General features: G+C 46.5%; 13 protein-coding genes. 12 read left to right on the forward strand and 1 reads right to left on the reverse strand.

Annotated elements, in window-relative coordinates; all coding sequences use genetic code 11:
* Nucleotides 1–268: 268 nt before the first annotated feature.
* Nucleotides 269–1,150 carry a LysR family transcriptional regulator gene (locus CS022_RS18335; protein ID WP_129123473.1) on the reverse strand — a complete coding sequence of 294 codons (882 nt, stop codon included), beginning with the start codon at nucleotides 1,148–1,150 and terminating at the stop codon, nucleotides 269–271.
* A gap of 158 nt (nucleotides 1,151–1,308) precedes the next feature.
* On the opposite strand from CS022_RS18335, the gene CS022_RS18340 reads away from it, so the two are divergent.
* From CS022_RS18340 to CS022_RS18395, 12 genes are all read left to right on the forward strand, one after another.
* Nucleotides 1,309–1,686: a RidA family protein gene (locus CS022_RS18340; protein ID WP_408057262.1), complete on the forward strand. Its 378-nt coding sequence runs from the start codon at nucleotides 1,309–1,311 to the stop codon at nucleotides 1,684–1,686.
* A 79-nt stretch (nucleotides 1,687–1,765) separates the two neighbouring features.
* Nucleotides 1,766–3,214, forward strand: coding sequence for an aldehyde dehydrogenase family protein (locus tag CS022_RS18345; protein ID WP_129123475.1), 1,449 nt, complete (start codon nucleotides 1,766–1,768; stop codon nucleotides 3,212–3,214).
* A gap of 38 nt (nucleotides 3,215–3,252) precedes the next feature.
* Complete coding sequence (locus CS022_RS18350) at nucleotides 3,253–4,239, forward strand: membrane dipeptidase (protein ID WP_129123476.1); 987 nt, start codon at nucleotides 3,253–3,255, stop codon at nucleotides 4,237–4,239.
* A gap of 76 nt (nucleotides 4,240–4,315) precedes the next feature.
* A complete protein-coding gene (locus tag CS022_RS18355) occupies nucleotides 4,316–5,878 on the forward strand; it encodes a BCCT family transporter (RefSeq protein ID WP_129123477.1) in 1,563 nt (520 codons plus the stop codon).
* Between the two features lie 99 nt (nucleotides 5,879–5,977).
* Complete coding sequence (locus CS022_RS18360; protein ID WP_129123478.1) at nucleotides 5,978–7,699, forward strand: hypothetical protein; 1,722 nt, start codon at nucleotides 5,978–5,980, stop codon at nucleotides 7,697–7,699.
* Nucleotides 7,696–8,412 carry a DUF3726 domain-containing protein gene (locus CS022_RS18365; RefSeq protein WP_129123479.1) on the forward strand — a complete coding sequence of 239 codons (717 nt, stop codon included), beginning with the start codon at nucleotides 7,696–7,698 and terminating at the stop codon, nucleotides 8,410–8,412. The genes CS022_RS18360 and CS022_RS18365 overlap by 4 nt, the downstream gene beginning before the upstream one ends.
* Before the next feature lie 337 nt (nucleotides 8,413–8,749).
* Nucleotides 8,750–9,484 (forward strand): ABC transporter ATP-binding protein, encoded by a 735-nt coding sequence (locus CS022_RS18370; RefSeq protein WP_129123480.1) that lies wholly within the window; start codon nucleotides 8,750–8,752, stop codon nucleotides 9,482–9,484.
* 25 nt (nucleotides 9,485–9,509) lie between these two features.
* Nucleotides 9,510–10,682, forward strand: coding sequence for an ABC transporter permease (locus CS022_RS18375; protein ID WP_129123481.1), 1,173 nt, complete (start codon nucleotides 9,510–9,512; stop codon nucleotides 10,680–10,682).
* A gap of 194 nt (nucleotides 10,683–10,876) precedes the next feature.
* Complete coding sequence (locus CS022_RS18380; RefSeq protein ID WP_129123482.1) at nucleotides 10,877–11,977, forward strand: alpha/beta hydrolase; 1,101 nt, start codon at nucleotides 10,877–10,879, stop codon at nucleotides 11,975–11,977.
* Between the two features lie 330 nt (nucleotides 11,978–12,307).
* A complete protein-coding gene (locus tag CS022_RS18385) occupies nucleotides 12,308–13,432 on the forward strand; it encodes an alpha/beta hydrolase (RefSeq protein ID WP_129123483.1) in 1,125 nt (374 codons plus the stop codon).
* Nucleotides 13,433–13,780: 348 nt separating this feature from the next.
* A complete protein-coding gene (locus tag CS022_RS18390; RefSeq protein ID WP_145964526.1) occupies nucleotides 13,781–14,275 on the forward strand; it encodes an alpha/beta fold hydrolase in 495 nt (164 codons plus the stop codon).
* Nucleotides 14,269–14,844 carry an alpha/beta fold hydrolase gene (locus CS022_RS18395; RefSeq protein ID WP_129123485.1) on the forward strand — a complete coding sequence of 192 codons (576 nt, stop codon included), beginning with the start codon at nucleotides 14,269–14,271 and terminating at the stop codon, nucleotides 14,842–14,844. The genes CS022_RS18390 and CS022_RS18395 overlap by 7 nt, the downstream gene beginning before the upstream one ends.
* The last annotated feature ends 95 nt before the right edge of the window (nucleotides 14,845–14,939 follow it).

Here is a 14,939-nt window from a genome sequence, read left to right on the forward strand (position 1 = left end):
GAATTATCCGTTCTTAATGGTCTGTCAATGGGATAGGCAGTAGATCCGGTCTGGTTGGGGAATATTGTAGCAAAAACACAGGCGGGAGCTATTGTGTGAAAGAAAGTGAATGGGCCGATGACATATAGGCCTGAAGAGATCCTGATATTCGCTTTTTCGTTACAAATATCAGGATTTTATCGCATGAAATGCTATCGGCTCTCTGTGAATACAAAATGTTAACCAACCAATGGTTAATATCTAGCACAGTGATTATTCACTACAGCAATCAGTGTGCTTTTAACATCGACACGCATAACTCTGAAAAGTTGCTGGCCTGTGCAGATGTGTAACGTCCCCTCAGGGTAAATACCCCTATCTGCCGTTCTACATACGGCGAGTCCAGTGGGAGCCAGCACAGGTTTTCGGTTTTATCGCTGAACGCAAGGCGAGGCAGGGTTGTGATGCCCACACCATGTTCGAGAAGTGAGAACAACGACGTAATGTTCTCAACCGAGTAGAGTGCTTTTTCAGCCAACAGTGCAGCGGGTGTATTAGACAGTAACGAACAGGTTCCGTTTCTGATGAAAGGATATTCAGCAATATCCTCCCATCGAATGGCCCTGCGATTGTCTGCCAGTATCGGGTGATCATTGGTACATACGACACCAACGGGGTCACTCAGAAGCGGCTCAAAAAGAAAGTCATCATCATTCATATGAAGACAATTACCGAGAGCTAGATCGACCTCTCCCGCAAGAAGCTTGGCTTCCACACCTGCGGCGTTGTCATCAATCAATGAAACATGAACATTTGGAAAGCGATTGGTGAATTCAGCGAGGACGCTGGGAATAAGTTTGGCCGCGACGGAAGGGACGCTGGCGATTCGGACAACACCGGTTTCGCCTGATGCTGCAGCCTTTAGGTCAGTATCGAAGTCATCATAAATTTTTAGGATCACTTTCACCTTAGGTAAACAGTATTGACCGAATGGTGTCAGCTGAGCTTTGTGCCCGCTCTGAAAAAGTGATTGTCCTAAAATTCGTTCAAGCTCTTTCACCGATGTTGAAAGCGCTGCTTGTGTTCGATTGGCCCTAGAGGCAGCGGCTCTGAATCCTCCCATCTCCGCGACTAGTGAAAAATGAACCAACTGTTGGATCTTGATGCTCATACTTCCTCCTTTATGTTCGTCGAGCATTCTCTAATGTTTTTTAATAAGTTTTTTTTATCAATTGTCAGAAATTTATCGTTAGATTTATCAATAAAGAGTACGCATAGTAACCCTGCATAACAAATATGGATTCGATTGATTGGCCAGGGAGTTTCATTTTGAAGACAAGTGTTCAAACAGATTTGTTCGCTTCCAAAGCACCACTAAGCTGGGCTATCGCAAGCGGTGGCGTTGTATATACCGCACAAATCCCTATCGATAATCGTGGACAGGTTGTTGAAGGGGGAATCGAAGCACAGTCCAAGCAGGTGATGGATAACCTGATGTCGACACTCCATTCAGCCGGTGTGGGTGCTGATGCGGTACTTCAGGTATTGATTTATGTCACTGACCGAGACTATCTGAAAACATTTAACGGGATATACAGCGAGTATTTTCAATCCCCGTACCCCAACCGTGCGGCAATGGTGGTAGCGGGATTGGCCCGTGAAGAAATGCTGGTTGAGCTGGTGGTTTATGCCGCCGCGCAGCAGTAATAAGGCAAAAAGTGGCACACGACAACGTCTAGAGTTAAAGCGGGTAAGAAATAGAATTAAATCATAACGGAGTACTCCAATGTCAATGAACAGCGAAAATGCACTGTACATTAATGGCGAATGGCAACAGGGAAAGACAACGCTGGCAAACATCAACCCCTCTGATATCAGCGAATCATTAGGTGAGTTTGCACAGGCTGAAAAAAAGCAGGTTGAAGAGGCCATCGCGGCTGCAAGAGCAGCACAGCCAGTTTGGGAAAAAGTGCCACTCGAGAAGAAACTGACCATACTCCGTGCGATTGGTGATGAGTTGATTGCACGAAGCGAAGAACTCGGCGCTTTGCTGTCCCGCGAAGAGGGAAAGCCGTTAGCAGAGGGCAAAGGTGAGATTTATCGCGCCGGGCAATTCTTTCAATATTACGCGGCGGAAGTACTCAGACAAATGGGCGATATTGCTGACTCCGTTCGTCCCGGTGTGCAGGTCGAGGTGACCCGAGAGGCGGTGGGGGTGGTGGCCATTATTTCACCATGGAATTTCCCGACCGCAACGGCATCTTGGAAAATCGCTCCTGCGTTGGCCTTTGGTAACAGTGTTATTTGGAAACCCGCCAATCTGACGCCTGCAAGCGCCGTGGCATTGACGGAAATCATTGACCGTCAGGGTCTGCCACCGGGCACTTTCAATCTGTTAGTCGGGTCTGGCCGTGATGTCGGTGACAGTCTGATTCATAGCCCGGATATTGATGCCGTCAGTTTCACAGGCTCGGTGGACGTAGGCCGACAGGTCGCTGCTGCAACAGCGCCGAACTTCGTACGCTGCCAGCTTGAAATGGGCAGTAAGAATGCTCTCTATGTGGCAGAAGATGCTGACATTACGATTGCTGTAGAAGCTGCGCTTGCTGGGTCATATTCCGGTACAGGTCAAAAATGTACCGCGTCGTCTCGCTTGGTTGTTCACAAAAACGTTCACGATGCTTTTGTTGAAGCCATGATTGCGCGTCTTCAGTCTGTTGAAGTAGGCCCAGCGCTGAAAGAGGGCATCTTTATGGGACCCGTGGTCGATGAAAAGCAACTGAGCTCCAACCTTCGCTGGGTTGAGGCGGCGAAAGCACACGGAGCTGAACTGGTCCATGGCGGTGAAACCCTCACCCGTGAGACGGAAGGTTTTTACATGGCTCCCACTCTGTTCACAGGGACAGACAATAGCTGGGATGTGAATCAGGAAGAAATTTTCGCCCCCATGGCATGCGTCATCAAAGTCGATGATTTTGAGCAGGCGATGAACACCGTCAATGACACCCGCTTTGGCCTCACCGCAGGCATCATCACTCAGAGCCTGAAAAACAGCGCCCTATTCAAACAGCAGGCGCAAACGGGCTGTGTCATGGTCAATCTGCCCACTGCAGGTACGGATTATCACGTGCCATTTGGCGGCAGAAAGTCGTCAAGCTTTGGACCTCGCGAGCAAGGCCAATACGCGAAAGATTTTTATACCGTGGTTAAAACGGCGTATCAGCGTGCTTACTGAGCACGCCATTAAATATTGAATTGAAAGGAGATGCCGTCATGTACAGTGATCAGATAAATATTGATGGTCTGCAGTATTGCCGTTGGGACAGAGCGTATTTCGAACAGCTGAGAAACAGCGGCCTTAATGGTGTGCATGTCACTTTGGTGTATCACGAGAATGCGCGGGAAACGTTGACGCGTTTTGCACAGTGGCAACGTCTGTTTGAGTTGAACAGTGATCTGATCATGCCTGTACTTGACGCTAACGATTTGCGAGAAGCAAAGCGCCAGGGGAGAGTGGGGATTTTCTTCGGCGCGCAAAATTGCTCACCCATTGATGATGAAATCGGTCTTATCTCTGTGATGCGTCAGCTTGGTCTGTTGATCATGCAGCTGACCTATAACAACCAAAGCCTTCTGGCGACGGGCTGTTATGAGCAAGATGACAGTGGAGTGACCCGTTTCGGTAAACAGGCAATAGAAGAAATGAACCGGGTTGGAATGATTATCGATATGTCACACAGTGCGGAACGTTCGACGCTGGATGCTATCGATTTGTCATCACGACCTATTTGTATCAGTCATGCTAACCCTTCGGTGCATCATCAGGCACTTCGCAATAAGTCTGATGCGGTGTTGAAGGCCATGACAGAACGAGGCGGCCTGTTGGGCTTCAGCCTCTATCCTTTCCATCTACCTGACGGCAGTCAGTGCACGCTGGATGCTTTTTGCTCAATGATTGCTGATTGTGCTGAGCGTTATGGCGTCGATCGTTTGGCGATTGGCAGCGATCTTTGTCAAAACCAGCCACAAAGTGTACTCGACTGGATGAGAAATGGACGATGGTCAAAAGCTATGGATTTCGGTGAGGGCTCGGCATCAAATGCGGGTTGGCCGGACGCTTTACCATGGTTTCCCGATAGCTCGGGCTTTAAAAATATCTACTCTGGTTTGATTGAAAAAGGATTTAGTGAATCGGAGACAGCCAAGATTCTCGGTGGAAACTGGCTGAGTTTCTTAGAATCCGGCACCCGGCCGGCCTAAGCGCGAAGTCGTCGGTTTATAAGCTGCTGACGACAAGGAGCAGGATCAGGATTGATCCGATTAAAGGAGACAAATCATGTCTAACTCAATAAACCCGTCCAAAGCATCAGAGACGGGGAATTCAAACGTGGAAGCAAAAAAACTCGGCTTAGATAATCCCGCATTCTGGATCAGCGGTGGCTTTCTGGCTCTCTTCGCAACCATTGCGATGATAGACAGCAAGCTTCTGTCATCACTGGTTAATAGTGGTTTCGGATGGTCAGTGCAGGTCTTTGGTGCCTATTGGCAAGCACTGTTACTTTTGACTTTTGTCATCGGTCTGATCTTGGCGTTTAGCGGTCTTGGGCGTGTCAGACTGGGCGCAATAGCCAAGCCAGAAATGGACGGTTTCAAGTGGATGTCTATCATCCTCTGTACATTGCTTGCAGGTGGTGGTGTATTCTGGGCGGCAGGTGAGCCGATCGCTCACTATGTCAGTCCTCCGCCACTGTATGGCGCTGAAGAAAATACCACAATCCGTGCTTTTAACGCGCTTGCGCAGTCGTTTATGCACTGGGGTTTTCTTGCGTGGGCAATTCTTGGCACGCTGACCTCGATTGTATTGATGCGTCTGCACTATGACAAAGGGCTGCCACTTCAACCTCGCACGTTGCTTTATCCCATTTTTGGTGAAAAAGTCCTCACACCTGTCTTCGGCGGAATCATTGATGGGTGCTGCATTATTGCTGTAGCGGCAGGTACAATCGGACCCATTGGGTTTCTGGGCTTGCAAATCAGCTATGCGCTGAACGATCTCTTTTCTGTTCCCGATTCATTTGTCACCCAATTCATTATCATTTTGATGGCGATTGCCATTTACACCGTTTCAGCACTGAGTGGGCTTAATCGCGGCATTCAGATCCTGAGTCGTTTCAATGTGATTCTGGCGCTGGGATTGATGATTTACATCTTAATCTTTGGCTCGACCAATTTTGTGGTGAATGCGTATCTCCACGGCGTAGGGACCATGTTGGATAATTTCATCCCGATGGCAACGTTCAGAAGTGATGAAAACTGGCTTGGCTGGTGGACTGTTTTCTTCTGGGGTTGGTTCCTTGGTTATGGCCCGATGATGGCGATCTTCATTGCCAAGATCTCACGTGGCCGCACCATACGTGAGCTGATCATAGCCATCAGCATAGTAGCACCGCTATTGACCTGTTTTTGGTTCACCATCGTTGGTGGTACTGGCTTGTCATTTGAAATTGCCGATCCCGGTTCAGTCAGTAAAGCATTTGAAGGCTTTAATCTGCCTGCGGCGTTACTGGCTATTACGAAACAGTTACCCATGCCAACATTGATTTCGGTGCTGTTCCTGATTCTCACGACGATTTTTATCGTGACCACGGGTGACTCAATGACTTACACCATCAGTGTGGTGATAAGCGGTGAAACTGAGCCAAACGCGGTTGTTCGTTCTTTCTGGGGCATCATGATGGGTATCTGTGCTTTAGTGCTGATTTCATTGGGCTCAGGCGGCGTTACTGCTTTGCAATCTTTCATCGTGATCACTGCAGTCCCTGTCTCGTTAATTTTACTTCCGTCGCTGTGGAATGGCCCCAGAATGGCTATGCAAATGGCTAAGGAACAAGGTTTATAGGGATTCGTTTTATTGAGACAAGCTGGGTCTGGCGTTTGTCCAAACCCAGTACTACATCTTAGGTATGGCCGCTATACCAGAACGGAAACAGGTAGTGCTATGAGAGTAAATGAAAAAGGACAACAACGTCGTACTATGCGTAACCCACGCGATGTCATGCAGCCTGAAAGACTGGGCGCAATGCACCAGACAAGAATTAGCTTTGTCCGAAGTCTTCTCCGAAAAATGATCAGAGAAAACTGGACGGTAGCGGCGACCCTCTGGGACATGAACCCGCAAGGGTACGGGACCTCTGTATACACCCTCACAACACCTGAAAATGACTATCAGCTGATCGTTTTCTCTAACGCCATTGAAGATCATGAGCGTTGTGACCGTGTGATTGCTGAAAAGTGGGATGTCACATTTGCGCTGGTGCGTGGCAAGGTATCAGACGATGATCTTGAAAATCTTCGTCAAAATGTGCCGTTGCAAGAAGCAGGGCGCAACAGTACGCAGGTATTGGTTCTTGCCCGAGCCAATAAGAGTGTAAGGGTATTCGAACATCTTGTTGCCGCACTTTCGCAAGGCTCACAACCTGATGGTGATATTCTTGCCAGCGTCGGCTATATCTTGCGAACAACGGCGGTTTACGGTAACGGTAAATTTGGTATTGCTGACTTTGAAACACTGGCAAATTCCGACTTTTCGTCTTCCTTTAGCGCCCAGATGTGCGCTGTTTTTATCCTCCGTCAATTCAGCCTCGACTGGGTACATTATCTAGCGGAAATCCACGGTGGTGATAATGCGGTGACACTTGCGCCCGAGTTTCAGCGTTATCTCGGTGTTGGCAATGCAACGGGGTTAGGTATGGCCCCCTATCTCCTCCGTCACCCTTGCGTTGTCGATCAATGGATGACTCAGCGTGAGCATGCGTTGTCTGATGTGCTCGAGCAACCTGTGGAAGATACCGTATGTAACACGCTGGTGACGTATCTCAACATGGCTTCTGTGCATCTGTCGCAAGTGATCACTATCGATGATGACCAGCGAGCCAGAAACCACAAAGCTGCTGAGGAGTTGCCAGTCATTGCTGCGCAGGCTAACGCGCTATGTCGTCAGACTGGCTCGCACTGGCGTGCGTTGATGGAGTATGCCAGTCACTATAGTTTTGATGCGCAGGAGGCGTTGGTCGCTTGCCTGCTTGAGCTTTACCCTGATTTGGTTGATCGTTTCGAACAACAGATGAACACGGTTGAGGAAATGGCTATCCAACCCGGTGTGACTGTCGGTGAAATGGTCGATGTGCTTGAGCGTCGTTACCAATGGGCTTTAGACATCGATTTCTCTGAGCCGGAAAATCAGTATTGGTTTTGGTATCGCTCTCAGGATAAAGAAGAACCCAGGCTCGGTGTCAGAGGCGAAGAGCCGGGCGAGGAGCACGAGTTGCCTCTGGATGTAGGCCGTCAGGTAAATGCGTTTTATGCAGTACTGAAAGCCGAGGACAGAGAGACGTCGCTGGCCCGTTTTCTTCTTGAAAATCCCCGATTCCGACAGATAGCCCGTCGCAGCTTTACACTGGGCAATCGTGAAATGGGTGATATCCAGATCAATAGTATTGGTCAGCACAGTAAGCCGATGCATTTGCTGCGCTGCAAGCTATCAATGTTTGGTGCAACTAAGTTTGATCCCCGCTCAGACCGCTGGGTACGTGTCACCTTGTTTCAAGGGGCGCCTTTGTTGGATGACCTGTCTGATAAACAGGTGAACGATCACTGGATTTTCCCCGTCTTGCCTGTTGTTTCTCCGGATAACAACAAGGAACGGGAGCAACACCAATGATCACAGTCACACGAAATGAACTTATTGCGCTATGCACTAAAGCATTTGATGCTACCCATTGTGTCTGTGGTGAATCAGATGCGATCGCAACTATGGTCGTTGATTTGGAAATGGCAGGGCTTGATGGATTAAGCCGCTTCATGTTGGCGCTTGAGCTTGCACGAGAAGACATGGATACGCCGCCAAATGTCAGCGATGCGGATGACAATAAAATCTTCATCGACTGCCATGGGGCAAGTATCGTTTGCCATCTGCCCAGCCTTGTTGATTACGGTCTCGAAAAATTAGCAGGTCGCCCTAGTATCACACTGAATATTCAGCGCGCGCACAGCCGTTGGCTGGTCTTTAGCGAGCTGCGAAAATTGGCGGGTAAAGGGCTTTCCGTTTTTGCTCGCTGGAGCGGGGGTGATGAAGGCGTCGAAGTAGAGTGCTTCCTCAATGCTGGCCAGTTGTTCCCCGATATTTTTATCGACAATCAGGTCCGCTCATTTTCTCAGAATATGCAAATTGTGATCAGTAAACATCCTACGGAAATAGGAGAGCATGTTGCTGCAATGCAGCACATCAGCTCTGCATCACTCGAAACGACATACCATGGCGCTTTCAACCAAGGTATTGAGGTCAACTCAGAATACTGGCAAAGGCTCAAAGAGATTGCTGCAACCAATCTCGTTGAAGACAGTGATATCTCCCGCCAACGTGCGGGGGAATAACCGCCAGTTTTATTTCTCTTTCCTCTAAGTGGGATAGTGTCCTTCTATCTCCATTGCACTACACCCTTGGGGTGTTTGCCCTCTCAGACATGAGGTTTCAGTTGTGTTCTGAGGGGGCGTTTTTTTATTTTCTGCGGTGGCCCACCAATGACTTAACTTTATTTTTGTCTACTAAATCAGTCAGTGAAAAGGAGGTCGTTCCGTGAACCTATCTCTAACTTTACATTGAATGTCATGAAACAGTCGTAAGTCGCTCCCAGTTTCCACATTGTTGATTACGTGTCGTACGTTTTGTTAATAGAGTGGTGCGGCAATCAGCGACATAAAAGGGAGTGTTATGCTGAAGGTTGAAAATATAAGCAAAACGTTTCGTCTGAATAAAAAAGAAGCCAAAAGGCAAGGTAAACAGATAATTAATGCAGTAGACAATATCAGCTTTGACTGTCAGCCGGGCACGATTTGCGGCATGTTAGGTACCAATGGCGCGGGCAAATCCACAACGCTGAGGTTGCTTTCTACCGCCATGTTACCCACGTCTGGAGACATCAGCTGGAAACAAAAAAGCATCGATAAAAGGGTGAATGAATACCGTCGGAAAGTCGGTTTTTTGTCGGGTAACACCAAGTTATATCGACGTCTGACAGTGTCTGAAAATATGCGCTATTTTGGTCAGCTTTATGGCATGACGGAGCAGGAGATATTTGTCCGGACAGAAAAGCTGGCGGCACAGTTGGAGCTGGGCAACTTTATCGATCGTAGGGCCGACGAGCTTTCTACCGGTATGTACCAACGAGCAACACTCGGGCGCGCACTGATACACGATCCTGAACTTCTGATCCTCGATGAACCCACAACAGGGCTTGATGTAAAAGCGGCTGAAACCGTGCTTGAAGTGATGGAGAACGAGAAATCAGCGGGCAAGACCGTGATCTTTTCAACCCATCACATGCATGAAGTTGAGCGCCTTTGCGATGAAATTGTTGTAATTAACAAAGGCAAATGTGTGTTTGCAGGGCCTCAATCCGGATTTTGGAAAAGCAAGAAACGAGTCGACTCGATCAAGCCTTGCTGACAGTTGTGAATGGGGGAAGTGAGTGATGAAGCATATCCTTCTTAAAGAAATACTCGAGCTGATGCGCGATAAGAAAGCCTTGTTCGTAGCGATTATTCTGCCCATTATTCTGTTTCCGATCATTTTGGTTGCGATGTCATTTTTCACTTCGCAGGCAATTGAAGAGGCCAATACTAACATCCAGTACAAAGTGCTTAATGCTGAATTGGCGCCGGAGTTTCTCGATGGATTAAAGACACAACCTGACCTTGTTGAATCAGACATTGCATTGACAGACCTGCGCCAGCAGATTCTGGACGGTGATGTCGATATGGTGCTTGAATTTGCCACCCAAGGTGAATCTATTGCGCTGAACGTTTACTACGATAAAACGAATCGCTTCTCAGAAGGGACGAAGATTGTTAAAGATCAGGTTGCCGCGTTCAATGAGCGACAGAATCTGATGGTGCTGGAGAGCTTGGGTCTATCATCAGACAAAGCAAAAGCCAGCATTGAGGCCATTGCTTATCAGAGCAAGACCATTTCATCGACACGCTCGTTTCTTGGCGAAATGATAGGTGGCTTTCTCTTTTTCATCATATTGATGAATATTATTTCCGCCGGGCTCGCATTGGCAGCAGATGTTGCTGCAGGTGAGAAAGAGCGCCAGACGCTGGAGTCATTATTGATTGCGCCGCAATCACGAGTCACCGTAGCGATGGGGAAATGGTTGGCGCTGTGTGCGTTTGGTATCGTTAACAGTACTCTCACCCTTCTGAGTATCGCGCTACTGGGGATGTTTGCCGTTAATGTGCTTGATGTGCCTGAAGTGACCGCAATGCTGAACAGTATTCCGCTCTCAAGTTACGCATTGGCTCTGTTGTTGCTGTTGCCGCTCATCGGCTTTGTTAATGCTGCACTGTTGGCAGCAACCAGTTTTGCTTCCAGTTTCAAAGAGGCGCAAAGCAACGGTTCATTCGTTCTGATTGTCTTCATGATGATCGGCGTTATATCGATGCAGGGGTTGTTTGAACTCTCAGGGGTGTATGCGTGGATACCTGTTCTCAACATATCTCTATCGGTGATTGATGTTATCAAAGGCGAGTTTGCACTTTCTCACCTCTTACCTGTTCTGTTGAGCAACTTTGCCGTGCTTGTTTTAGTCTTGGCGGCGACAGTCGGTATTTATAAACGTGAGAGTGTCATGCTTGCTAGTTGATATGTTGCCATTTCATTATTGAGAATAATACGAGGGAGGCGGTGCCTCCTTTTTTTATTTTTGTCATAACAGCTCTTTTTTTCTCACTAAAAAAACATACGGAATATCTGACTCACTAACACTTTAATTAGAACTAAATTAGTCAGTCCTGTCTGTTTAGTTATCTAAAACGACGAGTTAGTGAGGTTAGAGGAATGCTAAAGCATGCAATGCAATTTGTATTTATCATATTGATAATGACGCTTGGTGGATGCACGCAGGTGTGTGTCGAACAAGGTATTAAACCTATATTTTTACCCAACTTTTTATTCGGTGGGATAATAAGCGAGCCTTACGATAAACGTTGGAGCGAGGAAGGTGGTCTGAAATATTTCATTGATAAGGCTGAAAGCTGGGACAGCGATGCATTGGGCTTCCCCGCAGGCTCAGAAAATCACTACAAAGTATTTGACGATAATGGCCATCAGCAACTTCTTCATTACATAACAGTACCTCAAGAGACGTTATTGCACCCAAGCCCAAAAGGAACCGTCATTTATCTTGCTGGTTGGGGCGGGTATTGGTCTGATTTAACATTTGATGATATTGGGTATCGAGATCTGATAGACAACTTACGTCAAGATGGCTACGCACTTTTGCTGGTTGATTTGAGAGGACATGGCTTAAGTGAGGCAAGCATCCCCTATAAGGCAGCCAGTACGTATGGTGATAGAGACGTTTCAGATTTAACACTGTTACTGAATGATATTGGTGATGAGCTTGCCAGACCACTCCTGACGGTTGGGCATTCTTATGGAGCAAGTGCAGGTACACTGTTGGCGATAAAAAACCCCGATGTTGTTGCTTCTGTCAATCTTGCCGGGCTCTCTACAATAGATAATGTGATGCAGTCAGTAAGAGGGGCCGCCATGCAAATTAACCAAAGTCCTGATTTGAATTTGGTATCTGACAGCACACTGGCGCTTTTGGATTTCTGTGAAGCGCAGACAGGCTTTTTGGATGCGCTGCTTTCAAAAGCAGAAAGCGACTATAACTTCGATAGGAATGGCTCAGATATTACTAAGTTGAGTAGCGACGCCCTCGATGTGCCTATGCTGCTGGTTGGTGCTACGAAAGATACCAATGTACCTATCGAAAACCTTTATCAAATCAAAGATTCCAGATCCGGGTCTGACGTCGTTAGGGTAATAGTTTATGAAGACTGCAATCACGTTAGTTTCCTTAATAAGGGTACATTATTAACGCAGGTTTCATTGTTTTTAAATGCTGTTGTATCAGGAAACACGCCCCCCTAATTCCTGAAATTGCTTATACGTGTAATGGTTAATTGAACTGAATGCTATTAGTCGAGTGGCCGTCAGGTCACTCGCACCCTCTGTCACTTAGTGTCATGCACATGAAACCTACTTTTGTTGCGAATCTTTATATCAATTACTCATCAGAGAAAACGCGAAGCATTATTGATACACGAATCGATTTAATTATTTATGAGTTTTAGCTAATCGAGTATTTACTCAAATAGTCTTAATACTGACACAGCGGAACAGATTCCTTTCAAAAGACAATAAGTTTGCACTGACTGTTTAGAGTTATTGCACTTAAAATAATTATTAAAAGGTAGGGATATGTTTAAACGATCAACAAAAATAATACTGGCTGCTTGGCTACTCATGCTTGGCGGCTGCACAGAACGTACAGAACTTAAAGATCTATGTGCCGATGAGGAAACTAAGCACATTTTCTTGCCCAATTACTACAACGCAGGCAAAGATGAAAAGGCTTATGAAGCGCTTTGGCAGTTTGATGATCCCATACAACCTTATATCAGACTCGACTTGTTACCCTTTGTCCAAAGGGTACAGAAATTTGATCTTTCTGGCTTTCCTTCTGGTAGTAAGAGTGACTATAAAATCATAACTTACGATGAGTATGAGCAGCTTATTCATTACATCAAAGTACCCAACAACCCACTTTTAGGAATATCCCCTAAAGGTACGGTAATTATGCTCCAGGGATGGTCGGGCAATTGGAATAAGTACCAAGGAAACTACCTAAATCCCATGGCAGAACACTTCAGACGCCTGGGTTATGAACTGCTGCTTGTTAATCTTCGAGGCCATGGTCTGAGTGAAGCAAGCAAGCCGTACACGGCCGCGAGTACTTATGGTGCTAATGATGTGTTAGATATTAATGCATTACTGGCTGATATTGGCGGTAGCCTTACAAAACCTCTTGTGGTCGCAGGCCATTCCTACGGCGCAAGTGCTGGTACGCTACTCGCAATCAAAAACCCAGATGTAAAAGCATCCATTAATTTCTCGGGTCTCTCCACTATTGATAATGTTATACAGGCGGTGAGGGCAGTTGCACCAGATAAAGAAAAAGTAGACATGTGTACCAATCAATCCGGATTCCTTGACGCGCTGCTCTCAAGGGCTGAATTGGATTACTTCTTTAAACGTGAGGATTCGAGCATTACTAACCTTGGCAGTGAAAGCCTTGATGTCCCCATTTTGCTCGTCGGTGGTACTAAAGATGAGAATGTTCCCATTGAAAACCTCCGTCAGATTGAAGATTCGAGACAGGGCTCTGATGTGGTGAGGACTGCTGTGTATGAGGATTGTGATCATTGGAGTTATTTTAATTTAAACAAGACCTATGAAATCGTCGCGTCCTTTATGTCAGCCGTGGTTGATGAGCAACCTATGCCTGAAAATGACGAAATCCTGTGTCCTGTTCTCATCCAATAATAGCGTAATGCGGGAGTAAAAACTGCGGGTGATCGTTTCGGTCACTCGCATCCTCCGCAGTATAGTGTCATGCACATGAAGCCTATTTCCGTCACGAATCTATATATCAATTACTCATCAGATAAAATACGAAGCTTTTTTGAAACACAAATCGATTTAATTATTTATTACGATTTATCTAATTGAGTCCCCGCTTAAATATTCTTGATACTGACACAACGAACGCCCCCATATCTACCAACACTTAGTCTGTACTGACTGTTTAGAGTTATTACACTTTCATAATTATTAGAGAGGTAGGGATATGTTTAAAGGATCAAAAAAATATTAATGGCTGCTTTGCTATTAATGCTTGGCGGTTGTACACAACTATGTGTCGATGAGGGAATAAAACCCATTTTTTTACCCAATTACTTTAACACGGGAATGGATGACAAGGCTTATGAAGCGCTTTGGCAGAATGATGGTCCCGTTCAACCTTATATTAACTTAGGCTTGTTACCTTTTATCCAAAGGGCAGAAACATTCGAACTAGAGGGCTTTCCTTCAGGTAGTAAGAGTGGCTATAAAATCATAGGTCACGAGGGATATGAGCAGCTCATTCATTACATCAAAGTACCCAACAACTCCCTTGCGCGAATCCTTCCTAAAGGAACAGTAATTATGCTCCAGGGGTGGTCGGGTAATTGGAATAAGTATCAAGGAAACTACCTAACTCCCATGGCAGAACACTTCAGACGCCTGGGTTATGAACTGCTGCTTATTAACCTTCGAGGCCATGGTCTGAGTGAAGCAAGTAGCCGTACACGGCCGCGAGTACATATGGTGCTAATGATGTGTTAGATATCAATTATTTACTCACTGATATTGGGGGTACCCTTATTAAACCTCTTGTGGTCGCAGGCCATTCCTACGGCGCAAGTGCTGGTTCGCTACTCGCAATCAAAAACCCGGATGTAAAAGCGTCCATCAATTTCTCGGGTCTCTCCTCTATTGATAATGTTATGCAGGCGGTGCGGGCTGTTGCGCCAGATAAAGACAGAGTAGATATGTGTACCAATCAACCCGGATTCCTTGATGCGCTGCTCTCAAGAGCTGAATCGGATTACTTCTTTAAACGCGAGGATTCGAGCATTACTAACCTTGGCAGTGAAGGCCTTGATGTTCCTATTTTGCTCGTCGGTGGCACTAAAGATGAGAATGTTCCCATTGAAAACCTCCGTCAGATTGAAGATTCAAGACAGGGCTCCGATGTTGTAAGAACCGCTGTGTATAAGGATTGTAATCATGGGAGTTACCTTCACTTAGACGAGACCTATAACATCGTCACATCCTTTATGTCAGCCGTGGTTGATGGGCAACCTATGCCTGAAAATGTCGAAACCCAGTGTCCTGCTCCCATCCTGTACTAATGTCATGCGGGAGTGAAAACTGCGAGTGATCGATTCGGTCACTCGCACCGTTACAAAGAATTGGCGAGTTTCGATTACCCATCAGGAGAGAGCCA

The organism is Veronia nyctiphanis (genome assembly GCF_004116385.1).
Taxonomy (GTDB): Bacteria; Pseudomonadota; Gammaproteobacteria; order Enterobacterales; family Vibrionaceae; genus Veronia; species Veronia nyctiphanis.